Genomic DNA, 14,794 nt, shown 5'->3' with positions numbered 1-14,794 from the left:
CAGCCGTTCGAGGCAGTGGCAGGATTAGCATTGAAGAATTAAATAAAGAAATGACTGCGCTGTTGCCCTGCGGCGAATAAACAGCATTTCTGCCGCGACATGGTTAAACCGCTTATCGAGCCCGGTGCCTGATTGCTTGCCTTCAGGGTTTGGCGGCAGGTGTTGAGGTCGAGTCAAAAGGACTGCTGGCGTATAGTTGCGTCCCGTCTGACCTGCAGAAAAGAGCTGCCATGCATTACGCCAACATTCTGTTCGACCTGGACGGCACGCTGACCGATCCGCGTGAAGGCATCACCCGTTCCATCCAGTTCGCCCTGGCTCGTCTCGGCATCGACGAGCCCGACCTGACCCGCCTAGAGCCCTTTATCGGCCCGCCGCTGAAGCAAGCGTTCATGCGCTTCTATGGCTTCGACGAAGCCCGCGCCTGGGAGGCGGTGGAGCACTACCGCGAGCGTTTCAAGGTCACCGGTTTGTACGAGAACCGGCTGTTCGACGGTATTCCGGCCTTGCTGAGTGGCCTGCGCGAGCAAGGTCGTACCCTGTACATCGCCACGTCCAAGCCGGTGGTATTCGCGCGGGAAATCGCTCGGCATTTCGCCTTCGACCAGCACTTCAAGGTGATCTACGGCAGCGAGCTGGACGGCACGCGCAGCGACAAGGTCGAGTTGATCGCGCACCTGCTGGCCGAGGAGCAACTCGACCCGACGCAGACGCTGATGATCGGTGACCGCGAGCACGACCTGATCGGCGCGCGGCGTAATGGACTGGATTGTGCGGCGGTCGGCTATGGTTTCGGCAGCCAGCAGGAGCTGGCGGCGCATGCGCCGACCTACCATTTCGACACGCTGGCGCAGCTGCATGAGGCATTGCTGCCGGCGTAGCGACGATCAGTCGTTGTTCTTCTGGTAGATGATCTTCTTGCTGCCGTTTTCACAGGAGCCGACCACCATGTTCGGGTCGGTGACATCGGCAGTGGGGACGATCTCCAGGGTGTAGCTGGCGACCCCGGCTGCCTGGATCTTCACTTCGATTTCCTGTTTCAGCTCGGCGCAGGGTTTGGGCGCCGCCAGTGCGGTGCTGCCGAGCAGGCCGAGCAGTACGGCCAGAGTCCATTTGTGCATCGCACACCTCCACGGTTGGTCTCTCGTTTGACTGGTGGTTTGCCTGGCTGGTTCGCTCAGTTCGTGTCCTGCAGTGCCTGCAAGGTGGCCTGGCGCTGGGTGGCCGGTTGTTCGCCGATGGCCTTGGCGCGGGCATAGAAGGTCGGCCAGTCGCCGTGGGCCTGGCGGAACAGGTTGGCGAAGGCCGGCACCCAGTGATCGTAGAGGCCGAAGGGCAGTAGCCGGGCGTTGTTCAGCGGAGCGGCCATCCAGGCGTCGTAGCGGCCGTCTCCGTGCCAGTCGCGGTCACGCGCTTCCCGATAATCGTGGCGCAGGCGCTCGAACTCGGCGGCCTTGCCAGCCCGCTTGTGGTTGTCGTCCAGCGGGCTGTCATAGAGCTGCTGCAGGCGCTCGCGGCTGGCCAGGATCAGTTCGACGAACTGGGTGCGCTGGCGTTCGTCGGCGTCGTCCTGCACGCGCAGGCCGCGGCTCAGGCGCCACTGCCGCAGCCCCTCGTGTTCGACGAAACTGGCGAAGGACTCGTTGAAGGCGGTGTCGTCGGGGACGTACAGCTGCTGGTGCGCGAGCTCATGGAAGAGCGTGGCGGCCAGGCGGTCGTCATTCCAGCGCAGCATGGTGTTGAGGATCGGGTCGTCGAACCAGCCGAGGGTGGAGTAGGCCTCGATGCCGGCGACATAGGTATCCAGGCCATCCGCCTGCAGCAGCGCGGCGGCACCTCGGGCACGGCCCTGCTGGTAGTAGCCGCGGTAAGCCACGCAACCGGCAATCGGGAAGCAATGGGTCAGCGGTTGCAGCGACAGCTCGGCCGTGGCGAAGACATTCCACACCACGTAGGGACGTTGCAGGTCGGCATACAGGCGATAGCTGCGGTTGTCCGGCAGGGCCAGATGTTGGCTGGCAAAATCCCGTGCCTGCTGGGCCAGTTGCAGGCGCTGGCGCAGGATGGCGTCTTGCGCGGGGTCGGCAAGCAGTTGCTCGACCGGCTGGCGCGCGCGCAGCAGGGCGAGCTGGCCCTGGCCGAGCTGGGCGTAGTACTCCAGCGATGCGCAACCGCTCAGCAGCAAGCCGAGCAGCGGCGGAACCGTGTGGCGCAGGACGCGGTCGGGTAAGAACCGGTTGATGGGCAGAGGCGGCAACATGCCCCAGAGCCTATTGCATCGCCCCTGTCATGCGCCACCTGTTCGGGAGTTCCCATGCGTCGTCTGCTGCTGTGTTGCCTGCCTTTTGTCCTGGGCGGTTGTGCGTTGCTGGGGCCCAGCCATGATCCGAGTCAGGCCTGGATCGACCTGTACAGCGACAGGGGCGAGACCGTGGAAGCCGTGCGCGTGGACGAGCGATCACTGGATGACGATGATTACTTCCAGGTCAGCCCTGGTGCGCATGCCTTGCAGATGCGGGTGCGCTTCGAGGTAGCGCCGGGCAATGTCGGCACCGATGACGAGCCCTTGCCGCGCACCTGTCTCATGACCCTGGACTATGCCGATTTTGCCGCCGGCAAGCGCTACCGGGTACGCACCGGCAGCCGTGGCTTCCGGCCTTGGGCGCAGTTGTATGGCGCCGATGGCGAGCGCCTGGCGCGGGCACGCGAGGGGCGCTGCGGGGATGTCTGATCGACTATGCTGGCAGTCTGTTTTACGAGGTATCTGCCATGCGCGTGCTGACGGTGTTGCTGTTTTCCCTGTTGGGCCTGACGGCCTGTGCCGGTACGCCGGTACCCGAGGCCGATCCGCAGCAGGCCTGGATCTCCTTGCACAGCGCACCCGGTGACAGCCTGCTGGCCAGCCGCCTGGATGGCCAGCGCCTGAGCGACGGGCGCTACTTCCAGGTGACGCCGGGTGAGCACAGCCTGGAGGCGCGCTTCCAGTTCGAGCGCAGTGCCAGGGGGGGTGGCGATTTCGGCACGCAGACCACGCAGGTGACCTGCTACGTGCGTGTGCGTTATGCCGACTTCGCCGCCGGCCAGCGCTATCGCATGGAGGCGCGACCTTTGCTGATGAAAGCTCAGGTCTGGCTCTACGATGACCAGCGCCAGGTGCTGACGCGAGGTGACGTGCTGCGCTGCGGGCCGTACTGAGACTTGCCGTAATCACGGGCGTAGGGTGCGCCGTGCGCACGGCGCACCCAACGACTGGGCACCCGTGCAGGCTGAGCCTGAGTGCAGCGGGTCAGTTTTCCAGCGTGGCGTCCAGGGTGATCTCGGCATTCAGCAGTTTGGATACCGGGCAGCCGGTCTTGGCGGCGTCTACCGCCTTCTCGAACTTGTCGCGGTCGGCGCCGGGGATCCTGGCCTTGAGGCTCAGGTGCACGGCGGTGATGGTGAAGCCACCGGCGTCCTTGTCCAGGGTCACTTCGGCGCGGGTATCGATGCTGTCCGCGGTCATCCCGGCTTCGCCCAATTGCAGGGACAGAGCCATGGAGAAACAGCCGGCGTGAGCGGCCCCGATCAACTCCTCGGGATTGGTACCGGCCTTGTCTTCGAAGCGGGTGTTGAAGCCGTAGGGCGTGTCCTTGAGTGCACCGCTCTGGGTGGAAATGCTGCCTTTGCCGTCCTTGATGCCGCCTTGCCAGTGCGCGGATGCGGTTTTCTTGATGCTCATGAGCTTCTCCTCGTCAGGGGGCGTGTTGCCCGTGTCTAGTTGAGAGAAGCCCTGAGCTGACAAGTTCGACCGGTTTGTCTCTGCGCTTGCTCAGCGCAGCCCGGCGAGGATGTCGAAGGCGCGCAGGCGGTGTTCGTGATCGTAGACGTCACAGGTGAAGATCAACTCATCGACCCCGGTCTGTTCCAGCAACACCTCCAGGCGCGCTCGCACCTTGTCCGGCCCGCCAATCACCGCCAGGCCGAGGAAATCACCAACGGCCTGCTGCTCGTGAGGTTGCCAGCGCCCGACCATCGACTCCACCGGTGGCCGCAGTACCAGGCTCTCGCCGCGCATCAGGTTGAGCACACGCTGGAACACGGTGGTGGCGAGGAACTCGGCCTCTTCGTCGGTCGGTGCAGCGACCAGTGGCACGCCGATCATCACGTAGGGTTTGTCGAGCACCGCCGAGGGCTGGAAGTTCTCGCGATAGATGCGGATCGCCTGATGTAGGTAGCGCGGCGCGAAGTGCGAGGCGAAGGCATAGGGCAAACCTTTCTGCGCGGCCAACTGGGCACTGAACAGGCTGGAGCCGAGCAGCCAGATCGGCACATTGGTATCGGCGCCGGGCATGGCGATCACCCGCTGGCCAGGCTGGCGCGGGCCGAGCAGGGCTTGCAGCTCCTCGACATCCTGGGGGAAGTCATCGGCGCTGCCGAGACGGTCGCGGCGCAGGGCGCGGGCGGTGTACTGGTCGGCACCCGGAGCGCGGCCCAGGCCCAGTTCGATCCGGCCTGGATAGAGGCTGGCCAGGGTGCCGAACTGCTCGGCCACCACCAGAGGCGCATGGTTGGGCAGCATGATGCCGCCGGAGCCCAGGCGCAGGGTCGACGTGCCGGCGGCCAGGTAGCCAAGCAATACAGCGGTGGCCGAGCTGGCGATGCCATCCATGTTGTGGTGTTCGGCTACCCAGTAGCGCGAGAAGCCCAGCTTCTCCGCGTGTTGGGCCAGGGCCAGGGAGTTGTGCATCGCCTGGGCCGGGCCGCCGTGATCGCGGATCGGCGCCAGGTCGAGAATGGAGAATGGGGTTGTGGCCAGTGCGCTCATACAGCCTCCTCGGGTTATCCATCCTATATGGGGCTGCTCTGGCGAAAGGCAACCGTACCGCGGGTCCGACGTGTTATCTGGCCCTGGCAGCCTTGCGCTCCGGGCCTTTAGGCGTAGGCAGTGGTCGACCAACGCCCGTCAGGCACAGCGATCTGGATACGTCCTTTAGTTCAATACCAGCTATTAAATTCATTTAATATAGCTTTTAGGAATAATCTTAACGCAACACGGTATTTTTCCTAATTAATACGGAAGTGATGTAATTCAATTCACCTTAGTGCCTTGCCTGTATGGGGAATTAATTATGTCATTGAACAACCTTAATAAGGTTGACGGGCTCTTTTTGCCCTCCTTATTAGCTGTATTTATAGCTTCTATTATTTCTCCTACGGTAAGCGCTGACGAGAAAAATGCTGATTCTACATTGGATGTCGTGGTTGTTACCGGAACTAAGCGTACCGATGTAACACCGCTTAAAAGTTCTGCGCCTGTTGATGTTATCAGCAGCTCGACTATTGAAAAAAGTGGCGCAACCCGGGTCAGTGACTTACTGCAGAAGATATCGCCTTCGTTCAACTCGCCGACCGGTGGCTTCGTTAATAACGGAGTCAAAGCGGCTACCTTGCGTGGCTTGTCGGCCGACCAGGTGCTGGTGCTGGTCAATGGCAAGCGTCGCCATACCATTGCCGGCCTGAGTGCCAACAACTCACAGCCGGTGGACCTCAACACCATTCCGGTCAGCGCCATCGATCACATCGAAGTGCTGCGGGACGGCGCATCTGCCCAGTACGGTTCGGACGCTATTGCCGGGGTTATCAACATCGTTCTGAAGAGCGAGAAGGAAGGCGGCAACATCTCCAGCCAGTATGGCGTCTACAACTCGCAGAACAGCCGCTATGGGGCATCCACCAGTGCCTGGAAGGGCTTTGAGCTACCAAACGACGGTTTCCTCACCCTGGCCGCCGATGCGTTCCGTGAGCGCCATCCGATTTCTGGCCCGGCCGACCCGCGCCAGTGGTACTTCGCAGGTGATTCCCGTGAGGCCACCGCGCGCAAGGACAAGGTGCAGTGGGCCCAGCCGCCAGATCGTGATACCTGGAACCTCCTCGCCAACACCGAGTTCGGCCTCAACGATGCGGTGCGCCTGTACGGCACCGCGTCCTACACCGACAGCCGTAACCAGGCCCTGCAGAACTTCATTCCACCCAATGACAAGGGCAATGTTCGGGAACTGTTCCCCGATGGTTATCAGCCGCGCGCTACTTACCACAATAATGACTTTTCCATTATCAGTGGTTTGAAGTACGACAATGAGCAATTGGGCAGTTTGGATTTCTCGGTTTCTTATGGCTGGAACAAGTTGACCCAAGGCGTTTCGCCATCGTTGAACGCCACCTTTGGTGCGGACAGCCCGACTGCATTCAATGATCTCTATGCGCGCAAGAACAGCCTGTTCAATACCAACCTTGATTATGTAAAAGAACTTCCAGTTTCCTGGCTGGAAAAGCCGCTGAATATCTCGGCTGGTATTTCCTACCGTAAGGACCGCTATGAAACCCATGCCGGTTCCTACGAAAGCTGGGCGAATGGCGGGCAGTTGATTCCTGATGGTCCGAACGCCGGGCAGGTGCCGCTGATCGGGTCACGCGGCAACACCGGCTTGCATCCGCAGGATGAGGTCGACCTGAAGCGTAACGTGAAAGGCGTTTATGCCAGTCTCGAATTCGAGCCTGTCGAGAAGCTCGAGATCGGCCTGACGGGGCGCTACGACGAATACAGCGATGCGGGTTCGACCAGCAACGGCAAGGTATCGGCACGATATGCACTGACTGACAGCCTGGCGTTCCGAGGTTCGGCTAGCACCGGTTTCCGTGCTCCTGCACTGGCGCAGACCGGCTATGCCGTCACGGGCCTGAGCACACGTACCGGCACATTGGATTTCACTTCGACTCGCGGCCTGCCGGTGGGCAGCCCTGAAGCCCAGGCACTCGGTGCCAAGGCGCTGAAACCGGAGAAGTCCACCGACTACTCGTTCGGCCTGGTCTTCACCCCGATCCGCAATGCGTCGCTGACGGTCGACGTGTATCAGATCGAGATCGATGACCGCATCGTGCTGACCGATCAACTCGGTGGTCCGTTGGTGACCAACATCCTGACCAATGCGGGCTTCCCCGATATCCAGTTTGCTCAGTTCTTCATCAACGGCGTGGACACTCGCACCCGCGGTGTCGACGTGGTGGGCAAGTACCGCTTCAACCTGCAGCAGGACAGCCGTCTGGACCTGAGCGCGGCCTACAGTCGGGCGAAGAATGAGATCGTTGGTATCGCGGCGAATCCCGGGCAACTGCAGGGCAGTGGTCTGCAACTGGTTGGCCGGCAGAGCCGGGCGATCATCGAAGACTACGCGCCGAAGGACAAACTGATCCTCAGCGGTGCCTACGTCCTGGGTGATTGGGACGCGACCCTCAGCGTCGTGCGCTATGGCGAATTCAGCGTCGCTCACCCGACCAATCCCGCTTACGACCAGACCTATTCGGCGCAGTGGGTGACCGACGCGGAAGTGGGCTACCGGGTGACCGAGGCCCTGCGTGTGGGCCTGGGTGCGAAGAACCTGTTCGACAGCTACCCCGACAAGCAGATCCCGCAGCAGCAGACCCTGGGTCAGACCTGGTACTCGGCGGCCTCGCCAGCCGGTTATGACGGTGCCTTCTACTACGCCAATCTCAGTTACGACTTCTGATCAGTGCGGCGGGCCAGGCCCGCCGCCTTCAGCATGCAGTGAGGACGAATCATGAGTGACAGTGCTACCCGGGTGTATTACACCCGCTGCCCGATCCCGACCGGACTGGGGATTGCCGTGCATCAGGGCTTGTTCGAGCAGGAGTTTGGCGAGGACCGTAGCGTCGATTTCCAACTGCTGCAGGCCAGTGACGATCCCGAGCGGCTGAAGAGCCATTTCTCCCATCAGTTGGACAATCTGATCCGCCATGGCGGCAACATTCCGGCGATCTGGACCCGCTCTCGTGGGGCGAACACCAAGGTCATCGGCCTGAGCTTCGTACGTGGCCCACAAGCGGTGCTGAGCCTGCCGGACTCCGGCATCACCACCCCCGCCGACCTCAAGGGCAAGCGCCTGCTGCTGCAACGCAACAACGGCGGTCAGCTGGACTTCCAATACGCCACCTCGCGGCGCACCTACGAAGGTGCGTTGCGCCAGGCCGGGCTGACCTTCGACGACGTGACCCTGGTCGAGCCGGACCTGACGCCGGCCAGCGCCGGACGCAACAACCGCAGCGGTAGCGGTGTGATCCAGCGCGCCTGGTACACCGATGGCCTGGCTCCGCTGCTGCGTGGCGAAGTGGACGTGATCACCTCGCGCACCATCGGCTCGCCGGCGCCGCAGCTGGAGTTCCTGTTCGGCCTGAACCGCGTGTTCGACCTGCTCGACCTGCCTGACGAAGTGCAGCGCGCCAACAACAGCACACCGCTGACCCTGACCGTCGACAGCGGCTTCATCGAGCACCACCGCGACCTGCTGGTGCGCATCCTGCGGCGCATTCTCCAGGCCGAGCGCTGGGCCCGCGACAACCATCAGGAAGCCGTGCGCTTCATCGCCCGCGAGCAGGCCGTATCGGAGCAGGTCGTGGAGGCCGCGTTCGGCACACGGCTGTACGACAGCATCGCCCTGGGCTTCGACGACAACTATGTCGCTGCGCTGAAGAACCAGAAGGACTACCTGCTGCAACGCGGCTTTATCGAAAACGACTTCGAGGTCGACGACTGGCTGGATTTCAGCCTGTTGGAAGAAGCCCGAGCCTCGCTCTGAACCCCTTACCGTGAGAGGAAACCGAACATGAGCAAACAAGCCGAGCACGAAGGCGTGGACCTGTTCCGCTTCGCCCAGATCGTGGAAAACCAGTTGGCCGGCACCCCGGCCATCATCCAGGGCGCGGCCAACGGCGCCTGGCGCGTACCGGGCAGCGACAACCTGTTCGTTATCGGCGGTGCCGCCCGCCACCCGGACCGTGGCGTGGTGGTGGTCGATTTCGATGGCAACATCGTGCATGGCCAGGCCTATCCGAGCGTGCGTGAGTACGCCCCGTTGTACACCGGCATCTTCACCTCGCGCCCGGACGTACAGGCCGCGTTCCATGCCCACACGCCTTACCTGATGGCCTTCTCCACGGCCCACCGGCCGCTGCGCAACACGCATATTTCCCTGCCGCGTTTCGGTGTGCGCAAGGAAATTCCGGTGACTCGTTATAGCGCCCGCGACGATGGTTCGCCGCTGCTGGAAACCCTGCGCGACTACCCGGATATCCCCGGCGTGCTGCACGGCAACCACGGCATCTTCGCCTTCGGCGACAGCATCACCGAAGCCGCTACGCGGGTGAAGTTCTTCGAGGCCGCTGCCCAGCTGGAAGCGATCGCCGAGCAACTGGGCGGCGCCAAGCTGCTGCCCGATGACGCCTACGACGACATCCAGCGTGCCATCCGCAAGAGCGGCGCCATCAGTCATTTCAAGTAAGGCCAGAACGATGAAAGTGCTTTGGTACATGAGCCCGGTGGACGGGCGCCGTCCCTGGGTTCCCGAGGGGCGTTACCCGGTGGATCACGCGCGCTTGCGTCGCGTGGCGCAGACCGTGGATCGCGGTGGTTTCTATGGTGCCCTGTTCGGCACCTATGCCCACGATGTGTTGATCACCGTGACCTCGCTGATTTCGGTGACGGAGAAGATGCGCTTCCTGATCCCGATCTACCCCGGCGTCACGCCGCCGGCATTGCTCGCCCAGCAGGCGCTGACCTTCGACGACTACTCGGGTGGGCGCCTGCTGATCAACGTGGTCAACGGCCAGGACAAGACCCTGGCGCGCTATGGCGTCAACCTCGGCCACGACGAGCGCTACGACATGAGCGCCGAGTATTGGGACCTGTTCAAGCGGTTGTACGCCGGCGAGAACGTCGGCCATCGCGGCACATATTTCAACATCTCCGGGCGTGACCCGAACGTGCTGATTTCCAGCAACCTGCCGCTGGGGCCGATCCAGGTGCCGCGCATTCCGTTGTGGGGCGCGGGCGCCTCGCCGGCCGGCATCGAGCATGCGGCAAAGACCCTGGACGTGTACCTGGCCTTCCTGCGCGAGCCGGAAGAAGTGCGCCAGCAGATCATCGATGCCAAGGCCGCCGCCGGCGAGCACGGCCGCGAACTGCAGATCGGTGCGCTGGCCAGCGTGATCGTGCGCGAGACCGAGGAGGAAGCGCGCGCGCACTTCCGCCAGTTGCTGGAGAACACCGGTGCCGAGGTGCTGGCCAGGTCGGCGCACGAAGGGCTGATCGCCCGTGGTGTGCACCCGGAAGGGCTGTATGGCATCTCCCACGCCAACCCGAAGATCCAGGCACGTATCGATGCGTTGAAAGCCGGGCGTTTACCGACGCTCGAGGACCTGGAGTTTTCGCCAGGGCTGTTCTCCGGCATGACCGGGTGGGGTGCCTTGCTCGACCTGACGGGCGAGGGCGGCGGCACCTACCTGGTCGGTAGCGCCGAGCAAGTGGCGGAGCGGTTGAAATGGCTGCAGAGCGACCTGGGTATCGACACCTTCATCCTCTCCGGCTGGCCGCAGGCGACAGAGGCCGAGTATGTCTCCGAGCTGCTGTTGCCGCTGCTGGATCTGGATCATGAACCACCGGTGCTTGCGCACTAAGAATCCGCTCACGAGGTCGTGAGCGGATTCTGAAGGAGCGGACGTTGTCCGTTCCAACTTGACGCCCCGCGTGTTCATCCATGAGCACGCGGGGCGACGTATTCGAGAGACGATGCTATGCAACTCAGTCAGGCTCGCCCCGTGACGCTACCGTTTGGTCTGCGCCTTTCGGCACGCTTCACGCCGCGCTTATTCCTCTACACCATTCTGCTGGTCATGATGGTGTGGCCGGCCATCATGCTCGCCGTGGGCTCCTTTCGCTCGGTGCCACCGGGCTTCGAGGGCGGCTGGACGCTGGACGCATGGCGCACGACTTTCAGTGGCCCCGGGGTGTCCAGCGCGATCTACAACTCGCTGCTGATCTCGGTGATCACCACCGCTTTGGCGACCTTCTTCGCTGCGGCGCTGGCGTTCCTGTCGGAGCGTACCGATGCACCCGCCAAGCGCCTGATCCTGCCTGGCCTGCTGATCACCTTCGCCACGCCGCCGCTGTTCTACGGCCTGGGTTATGCCTTCCTTGGCAACCAGTACACCGGCTGGCTGAACAACCTGGCGCAGTGGGCAATCGGTGGTTCCGGTCTAGTGGATATCGAGACTTGGCCGGGCCTGGTGATTGCGTCGGTGTTCAAGAAGGTGGCGATCATCTACCTGTTCCTGATCGGCCCGTTCCGCGCCCTCAGCTCGACCCATGACGACGCCTCGCTGGTGTCCGGCGCCAGCCAGCTGAAGACCTTCTTCAGCATCAGCCTGCCCTCGCTGACCCCGGCCCTCAGCGGCGCCGTGCTGCTCGGCCTGGTCGGCGGCCTACAGGCCTTCGACCTGGTGCTGATCCTCGGCTGGCCCCAGAGCATCGACGTCATCGCCACGCGCATCATGACCTTCATCACCGGCCTTGGCGGCCCGGATTACGCCAAGGCCAGCGTGCTGTCGATCTTTCTCGTGGGCATCGTCGCCGTGCTGTGCCTGCTGCAGGCCAAGCTGCTGGGGCGGCGCAATTTCGTCACCATCGTCGGCAAGAACAGCGCCCCGCGCCTGGTGCACCTGCGTGGCAGCCGGCCGTTTTTCGGCACGGCGATCCTGCTGTTCCTGTTGCTGGCGACCGTGCTGCCCATCGGCTCGGTGCTGTTCACTTCGTTTCAGCCGATTCCCGGGGTGTACGAGAACTTCTCCTGGCGCCATTACCAGAACATCTTCGCCCTGCCACGGGTCACCAGCGCGATCTCGTTGACCTTCGCCATTTCCATCGGCGTCGGCTTCGTCTCGATGTTCCTCGCCATCCTCATCGCGCAGATTTCCAAGAGCCTGAGTGCCCGCGAGTTTTCCCTGGTACGCTTCATCACCTATATCCCGCTGGCCATGCCTGGGGCGGTGACGGCGGTGGCCATTTCCTGGGCGGTGATCAGCTTCCCCGGCCTCAAGCAGCTGTACGGAACCTCGGCGCTGTTGGTGCTGGCGCTGGTGATCGGCGTGGTGCCGTTCGCCATCCAGGTGGCCAATGCCGCCGTGGTACAGGTGTCCAACGAGCTGCAGGAGGCGGCCTGGATGTCGGGCGCTTCGCGCAGCCGCAGCTTCCTCGACATCACCTTGTGGCTGTTGGCGCCGAGCTTCTTCGCCGGCTGGTTCATGGCGGCGGTGCTGGTCAGCGGCAACCTGGAAATCCCGCTGCTGCTCAAGGCGCCCGACCTGAACCTGATTGCCACGGTGGTCTACAACCTCAACTCGACTTCCGACTACTCGGCGGCGTCTGCCTTGCTGGTGGTGTTGCTGCTGGCCGAATTCGCCGTGCTGCTGAGTGCCTTCTTCATCTGGCGCCTGCTCGCCAAAGTTTATCTGCACCGCAAGAACTCGCTGCACGCGCTGGCACTTGGCGGCTGACCTTATTGAACAAAGAGGCGGTGCCTGTAGCCGCCTGGGAGACACAATCGTGAACGGTGTAAGCATCCAAGGCCTGCGCAAGCATTTCGACCGCAAGGAAATCAAACCGGACGGCACCATCCGTGGCGCCATCAATGGCCTGGACCTGGACATCCGCCAGGGCGAGTTCTTCGTCCTGCTCGGCCCCAGCGGTTGCGGCAAGACCACCACGCTGCGTTGCATCGCCGGGCTGGAAAGCCCCGACGAGGGCATCATCGGCATTTCCGGTGAGATCGTTGCGGCGCCGCAGGAGCGGGTCTTCGTGCAGCCGAACAAGCGCTCCATCGGCATGGTGTTCCAGAGCTACGCGCTGTGGCCGCACATGACCATTTATGACAACGTCGGCTACCCGCTCAAGCAGCGCAAGAAGGCCCTGGACAAGCTGGCCGCCGACCGCGAGATCAAGGCCGCGCTGGCCCTGGTCGGCCTGCAAGGGCTGGAAGGGCGCAGCCCGGCGGACCTCTCCGGTGGTCAGCAGCAGCGCGTGGCGCTGGCCCGCGCCATCGTCGCCAAGCCCGACCTGCTGCTGTTCGACGAGCCGCTGTCCAACCTCGATGCGCAGCTGCGCCTGCGCCTGCGTTCGGACCTGCGCAAGGTGCACGACCAGGGTGGCCATACGTCGATCTTCGTCACTCACGACCAGGCCGAGGCGTTGGCCCTGGCCGACCGCGTGGCGGTGATGCGCGAAGGGCAGATTGAGCAACTGGGCACGCCGGAAGACATCTTCCTGCGCCCGGCTTCGCGCTTCGTCGCCGAGTTCGTCGGCTTCGACAATATCCTCGCTGGCGAGGTGCTGGCGAGCGATGCCGAAGGCCTGCACTTCCAGCCCGATGGCTGGCCCGTGCCCGTACTCGCGCCGGCCAATCCGGCATTGCCTGTGGGCAGTCGCGGGCACCTGGCATTCCGCAGTTCCAACCTGAAGATCCTTGCCGAGCAGCCACTGCGAGGTAACGGCTTTGCCGCGACCCTGCAGGCGATCAACTACCTGGGCGAGTACTTTCAGGGCGAGCTGTCGGTGTTCGGCAGCGAGTTGCTGGGCCGTTTCCCCGATCATCCAGGCGCCTGGCTGGGCGTCAGTGGCGGCCGTGTGGCGGACCACCCGTTGTTCGTCGGCATCGAGCCGACGGACCTGGTCATCCTGCCCGAGACCCAGGCCGAGCGCGTTGCGCCTCAGGCCCGCGAGGTCGCCGCATGAAGCGAGTCGAACGATTGCGTGGCGTGCTGCGCCAGGGCGCCTTGCTCGGCGCATTGTTGCTGGCAGGGTGCGGCAGTGGCAACGAACCCGCGGTGGGTAATCCGGCGGCCGGCAGCCCGGCAACCGCCAGCCGCGCTCCGGCTGAACTGGATGCGCTGTACCAGCAGGTCAAGGCCAGCGGGGAGAACCGTGTGGTGGTCTACAGCTCGACCGTGGATACCGAGTTCGAACCCCTGTGGCTGGAGTTCCAGAAGGACTACCCCGAGCTGCGCGTCGTCTACATGATGGTCGCCTCGTCGCAGATCATGTCGCGCGTTGCCGCCGAACGGGCTACCGGCAACCACATGGGCGACGTGCTGATGCAGACGGCGGATGTGTTGCCCGAACTGAAGAAGGGCGATTACCTGAGCGCCTATGTACCCCCTACCGCGGCGGCACTGGACGAGCATCTGCGTGACCCGGACGGCTACGTGCACTACGGCCTGTACAAGCTCTATGGCCTGGCCTACAACACCCGCCTGGTACAGGAGCAGGACCTGCCCGAGCACTTCACCGATGTGTTCGCGCCGCGCTGGCACGAGCGTTTTTCTTACGTGCAGCCATTGGGGCCGGTGGCCAATACCGACGCTGCCTTCGCCACCCTGTGGCGCGATGGTGTGGTCGACCGTGACGCGCTCTATCAGTTGCGCCAGGCCGGCACTTACTCGTTCCCCGAGGCCGGCATCAGTTACGTGGCCCAGGGCCGTCAGTTGCTCAACCTGTGGGCCTACCTGCCGCCATTGGCGCGTCAGCTCGAGCTCGGTGCGCCGGTGGCGATACGCTTCACCCCGGAGTTCTCGACCCTGGTGCCCTATGGCCTGGCGATCACCGCGCAGGCGCCGCACCCGAACGCCGCCCGACTGCTGACCGCCTGGTTGTTCAGCGAGCGCGGCCAGCAGGCGCTGGCGGAGCGTTCGTACATGCTCGGCAGCATGCCGGGCGCGCCGGCACCGGCGTTCTTCCCGCGCGAGCTGCTGGACGATCCCGCGTTCCACCGCCCCTCGTCACCGGCTGAACTGCTGGAGCAGATGAAGGCCTTGCGACCGGTATTCGCCGACGTGTTCCTGACGCCGAAGCAACCCTGAAGCGCTCATGACGGCCCCGTGACGCGGGGCCTTTTTCCAACCAGAGACCCCGGTG

The 14,794-nt window shown here is 63.5% G+C and carries 14 protein-coding genes; 10 read left to right on the top strand and 4 right to left on the bottom strand.

The features are described from left to right. The first annotated feature begins 230 nt into the window (after positions 1-230). A complete protein-coding gene (locus ACWPW0_RS22930; RefSeq protein WP_454256662.1) occupies positions 231-881 on the top strand; it encodes an HAD family hydrolase in 651 nt (216 codons plus the stop codon). A gap of 6 nt (positions 882-887) precedes the next feature. Here the strand turns inward: ACWPW0_RS22930 and ACWPW0_RS22925 are convergent, their stop codons facing one another. Together ACWPW0_RS22925 and ACWPW0_RS22920 are read right to left on the bottom strand one after the other, a co-directional pair. Beyond that, a complete protein-coding gene (locus ACWPW0_RS22925; protein ID WP_447595417.1) occupies positions 888-1,121 on the bottom strand; it encodes a DUF1161 domain-containing protein in 234 nt (77 codons plus the stop codon). 56 nt (positions 1,122-1,177) lie between these two features. Next, positions 1,178-2,260: an aminopeptidase gene (locus ACWPW0_RS22920; RefSeq protein ID WP_454256661.1), complete on the bottom strand. Its 1,083-nt coding sequence runs from the start codon at positions 2,258-2,260 to the stop codon at positions 1,178-1,180. Between the two features lie 54 nt (positions 2,261-2,314). Between ACWPW0_RS22920 and ACWPW0_RS22915 the strand changes: the two genes are divergently transcribed. Together ACWPW0_RS22915 and ACWPW0_RS22910 are read left to right on the top strand one after the other, a co-directional pair. Then, positions 2,315-2,731 carry a PA0061/PA0062 family lipoprotein gene (locus tag ACWPW0_RS22915; RefSeq protein ID WP_454256660.1) on the top strand — a complete coding sequence of 139 codons (417 nt, stop codon included), beginning with the start codon at positions 2,315-2,317 and terminating at the stop codon, positions 2,729-2,731. A gap of 38 nt (positions 2,732-2,769) precedes the next feature. Continuing rightward, positions 2,770-3,195: a PA0061/PA0062 family lipoprotein gene (locus tag ACWPW0_RS22910; RefSeq protein WP_454256659.1), complete on the top strand. Its 426-nt coding sequence runs from the start codon at positions 2,770-2,772 to the stop codon at positions 3,193-3,195. Positions 3,196-3,286: 91 nt separating this feature from the next. On the opposite strand, the gene ACWPW0_RS22905 is transcribed toward ACWPW0_RS22910, so the two are convergent. Both ACWPW0_RS22905 and ACWPW0_RS22900 read right to left on the bottom strand, forming a co-directional pair. Continuing rightward, positions 3,287-3,712: an OsmC family protein gene (locus ACWPW0_RS22905; RefSeq protein WP_447595758.1), complete on the bottom strand. Its 426-nt coding sequence runs from the start codon at positions 3,710-3,712 to the stop codon at positions 3,287-3,289. 96 nt (positions 3,713-3,808) lie between these two features. Beyond that, entirely contained in the window at positions 3,809-4,804 is a 996-nt protein-coding gene (locus tag ACWPW0_RS22900) for an LLM class flavin-dependent oxidoreductase (protein WP_447595409.1), read from the bottom strand. A gap of 304 nt (positions 4,805-5,108) precedes the next feature. Here ACWPW0_RS22900 and ACWPW0_RS22895 point away from each other — a divergent pair, with 304 nt between their 5' ends. The 7 genes from ACWPW0_RS22895 to ACWPW0_RS22865 all read left to right on the top strand — a co-directional run bounded on the left by ACWPW0_RS22895 (position 5,109) and on the right by ACWPW0_RS22865 (position 14,739). Continuing rightward, complete coding sequence (locus ACWPW0_RS22895) at positions 5,109-7,544, top strand: TonB-dependent receptor plug domain-containing protein (protein WP_447595407.1); 2,436 nt, start codon at positions 5,109-5,111, stop codon at positions 7,542-7,544. Positions 7,545-7,595: 51 nt separating this feature from the next. Continuing rightward, entirely contained in the window at positions 7,596-8,630 is a 1,035-nt protein-coding gene (locus tag ACWPW0_RS22890) for an ABC transporter substrate-binding protein (RefSeq protein WP_454256658.1), read from the top strand. Positions 8,631-8,657: 27 nt separating this feature from the next. Continuing rightward, positions 8,658-9,332: a class II aldolase/adducin family protein gene (locus ACWPW0_RS22885; RefSeq protein ID WP_447595404.1), complete on the top strand. Its 675-nt coding sequence runs from the start codon at positions 8,658-8,660 to the stop codon at positions 9,330-9,332. A 10-nt stretch (positions 9,333-9,342) separates the two neighbouring features. Beyond that, positions 9,343-10,506: an LLM class flavin-dependent oxidoreductase gene (locus ACWPW0_RS22880; RefSeq protein ID WP_454256657.1), complete on the top strand. Its 1,164-nt coding sequence runs from the start codon at positions 9,343-9,345 to the stop codon at positions 10,504-10,506. Positions 10,507-10,623: 117 nt separating this feature from the next. Continuing rightward, positions 10,624-12,381, top strand: coding sequence for an ABC transporter permease (locus ACWPW0_RS22875; RefSeq protein WP_454256656.1), 1,758 nt, complete (start codon positions 10,624-10,626; stop codon positions 12,379-12,381). Positions 12,382-12,430: 49 nt separating this feature from the next. Next, entirely contained in the window at positions 12,431-13,615 is a 1,185-nt protein-coding gene (locus ACWPW0_RS22870; RefSeq protein ID WP_454256655.1) for an ABC transporter ATP-binding protein, read from the top strand. Continuing rightward, positions 13,612-14,739, top strand: coding sequence for an ABC transporter substrate-binding protein (locus tag ACWPW0_RS22865; protein WP_454256654.1), 1,128 nt, complete (start codon positions 13,612-13,614; stop codon positions 14,737-14,739). The genes ACWPW0_RS22870 and ACWPW0_RS22865 overlap by 4 nt, the downstream gene beginning before the upstream one ends. The last annotated feature ends 55 nt before the right edge of the window (positions 14,740-14,794 follow it).

This window comes from Pseudomonas sp. Marseille-Q8238 (assembly GCF_965111915.1).
Note: the sequence above shows the minus strand (reverse complement) of the source record. Positions and strands in the feature narration are given on the sequence as shown.

Excerpts from the sequence above, each read along its gene's own strand:
- ACWPW0_RS22930 (WP_454256662.1), top strand. The coding sequence starts at position 231 with ATGCATTACGCCAACATTCTGTTCGACCTGGACGGCACGCTGACCGAT.
- ACWPW0_RS22925 (WP_447595417.1), bottom strand. The coding sequence starts at position 1,121 with ATGCACAAATGGACTCTGGCCGTACTGCTCGGCCTGCTCGGCAGCACC.
- ACWPW0_RS22920 (WP_454256661.1), bottom strand. The coding sequence starts at position 2,260 with ATGTTGCCGCCTCTGCCCATCAACCGGTTCTTACCCGACCGCGTCCTG.
- ACWPW0_RS22915 (WP_454256660.1), top strand. The coding sequence starts at position 2,315 with ATGCGTCGTCTGCTGCTGTGTTGCCTGCCTTTTGTCCTGGGCGGTTGT.
- ACWPW0_RS22910 (WP_454256659.1), top strand. The coding sequence starts at position 2,770 with ATGCGCGTGCTGACGGTGTTGCTGTTTTCCCTGTTGGGCCTGACGGCC.
- ACWPW0_RS22900 (WP_447595409.1), bottom strand. The coding sequence starts at position 4,804 with ATGAGCGCACTGGCCACAACCCCATTCTCCATTCTCGACCTGGCGCCG.
- ACWPW0_RS22895 (WP_447595407.1), top strand. The coding sequence starts at position 5,109 with ATGTCATTGAACAACCTTAATAAGGTTGACGGGCTCTTTTTGCCCTCC.
- ACWPW0_RS22890 (WP_454256658.1), top strand. The coding sequence starts at position 7,596 with ATGAGTGACAGTGCTACCCGGGTGTATTACACCCGCTGCCCGATCCCG.
- ACWPW0_RS22885 (WP_447595404.1), top strand. The coding sequence starts at position 8,658 with ATGAGCAAACAAGCCGAGCACGAAGGCGTGGACCTGTTCCGCTTCGCC.
- ACWPW0_RS22880 (WP_454256657.1), top strand. The coding sequence starts at position 9,343 with ATGAAAGTGCTTTGGTACATGAGCCCGGTGGACGGGCGCCGTCCCTGG.
- ACWPW0_RS22875 (WP_454256656.1), top strand. The coding sequence starts at position 10,624 with ATGCAACTCAGTCAGGCTCGCCCCGTGACGCTACCGTTTGGTCTGCGC.
- ACWPW0_RS22865 (WP_454256654.1), top strand. The coding sequence starts at position 13,612 with ATGAAGCGAGTCGAACGATTGCGTGGCGTGCTGCGCCAGGGCGCCTTG.